Below are 2,184 nucleotides of genomic sequence, written 5' to 3' on the forward strand. Positions count from 1 at the left end.
GGCGAGATCCTCGAGGGTTACTCGAAATTCTCCGAGTTCGACCCGATCGAGGCGACGCTCATCGAGGCGCTCCGGGCGCTGCGCATGGTGCATTACGCCGCCTGGCTCGCGCGGCGCTGGCACGATCCGGCATTCCCACAGGCGTTTCCCTGGTTCGGTGAAGCGCGCTACTGGGAGCGCCACGTCGCCGAGCTCGAGGAGCAGCTCGGTGCCCTGGCATCAGAAGACTATTGAATCAATCGGTTAGCGCGCTTTGCTGACGTAGATTCCAGACGCCTGCCAGCGTACAATGCGCGGCTTTTTATGATTCAGAACCTCCGCAACATCGCGATCATCGCGCACGTCGACCACGGCAAGACCACGCTCGTGGACAAGCTGCTGCGCCAGTCGGGGACGCTCGATGCGCGCAAGCCCATGACCGAGCGCGTGATGGACTCGAACGCGCTCGAGCGCGAGCGCGGCATCACGATCCTCGCGAAGAACACGGCGATCCAGTGGCGCGAGTTCCGGATCAATATCGTGGACACGCCCGGACACGCCGACTTCGGTGGCGAAGTCGAACGTGTGCTGTCCATGGTTGATTGCGTGCTGCTCCTCGTCGACGCGGTCGACGGTCCGATGCCGCAGACGCGATTCGTCACTCAGAAGGCGTTCGCGCACGACCTGGCGCCGATCGTCGTGGTGAACAAGGTTGACCGGCCCGAAGCGCGGCCGGACTGGGTCGTGAACCAGACTTTCGACCTGTTCGATCGCCTCGGTGCCAGCGAACGGCAACTGGATTTTCCGATCGTCTATACGTCCGCACTGCAGGGCATCGCCGGCTACGCGCCCAATGCGATGACGGCGGACATGACGCCCCTGTTCGAAACCATCGTCGCGCGCTGCCCGGCGCCGGATGTGGACGTGGACGGCCCGCTGCAATTGCAGGTCAGCCAGCTCGACTACTCGAGCTATGTCGGATCGATCGGCATCGGGCGCATCCGCCGGGGGACGCTGCGCCGCGCCATGCCGGTCGCGGTGGTCGACCGTGACGGCAATGTTCGCCAGGAGCGAATTGGCCAGGTCTTCGGGTTCATGGGCCTGGAGCGCGTCGAGGTCGAGGAGGCGAGGGCCGGGGACATCATCGCCTTTTCTGGCCTCGAGGCGCCGAAGATCTCCGACACGCTCTGCGACCCGGCGACGGTCGAGGCGCTGCCTGCGCTCGTGGTCGATGAGCCGACGATCAGCATGACGTTCGAGACGAATACGTCGCCGCTCTTCGGCCAGGAAGGCAAGTTCGTGACGAGCCGGCAGCTGCGCGAGCGGCTGCTGCGCGAGACGCTCTCGAACGTGGCGCTTCGGGTCGAGGAGACGGACGACCCGGACCGGTTCACCGTCTACGGCCGCGGAGAGCTGCATCTCGGCATCCTGATCGAGAACATGCGCCGCGAAGGGTACGAACTCGCCGTGTCGCGACCGCGCGTGGTCGTGAAGGAAGAGGGCGGGCAGCGACTCGAGCCCTGGGAGCAGTTGACGGTCGACGTGGAGTCGACCGCACAAGGCGCCGTCATGGAGGCACTCGGCGCCCGCGGCGCCGAGCTCACGGACATGGTGCCGGACGGCAAGGGCCGGGTCCGCCTCGACTACAAGATCCCGTCGCGCGGGATGATCGGGTTCCAGACGGACTTTCGCACGATGACGAGCGGCACGGGCCTCATGTACCACGTGTTCGATCACTTCGGACCCGTGGTCGACCGCGCGCTCGCCGAGCGCTCGGCCGGCGTGATGATCTCCAACGGCCGCGGCCCGGTGCTGGCTTACGCGCTTTTCAACCTCCAGGAACGCGGCACGCTCTTCGTCGGGCCGGGCGATCTCGTCTACGAGGGCCAGATCGTCGGTGAGACGAGCCGCGAAGGCGACATGGTCGTGAATCCGCTGAAAGGCAAGAAGCTCACGAACATCCGCACGCAGAGCAAGGACGAGAATGTCCTCCTGACGCCGCCGATCCGCATGTCGCTCGAGCAGGCGATGGAATACATCGGCGACGACGAGCTCGTCGAGGTCACGCCGAAGAACATCCGCCTGCGCAAGCGCCACCTCTCGGAAGGCGATCGCAAGCGCGCCGAGCGCGCCGTCGGGTAACGGGTACCGGGTGAAAACATTCGAACATTCGCCGGGTTGGGCGAATGTTCGAATGTTTTCACC

The 2,184-nt window shown here is 65.3% G+C and carries 1 protein-coding gene and 1 pseudogene; both read left to right on the plus strand.

The window, feature by feature from the left end; translation table 11 throughout:
• Positions 1–234, plus strand: a pseudogene (locus ACOSYY_RS18885) (stress response kinase A); the annotation flags it as partial.
• A gap of 69 nt (positions 235–303) precedes the next feature.
• A complete protein-coding gene (gene typA, locus ACOSYY_RS18890; RefSeq protein WP_421664435.1) occupies positions 304–2,121 on the plus strand; it encodes a translational GTPase TypA in 1,818 nt (605 codons plus the stop codon).
• Positions 2,122–2,184: the final 63 nt, after the last annotated feature.

The organism is Nitrospira sp. BLG_2, from assembly GCF_049222245.1.

What these genes read in the sequence shown, in the direction of transcription:
- typA (WP_421664435.1), top strand. Translation starts at nt 304, where the DNA reads ATGATTCAGAACCTCCGCAACATCGCGATCATCGCGCACGTCGACCAC.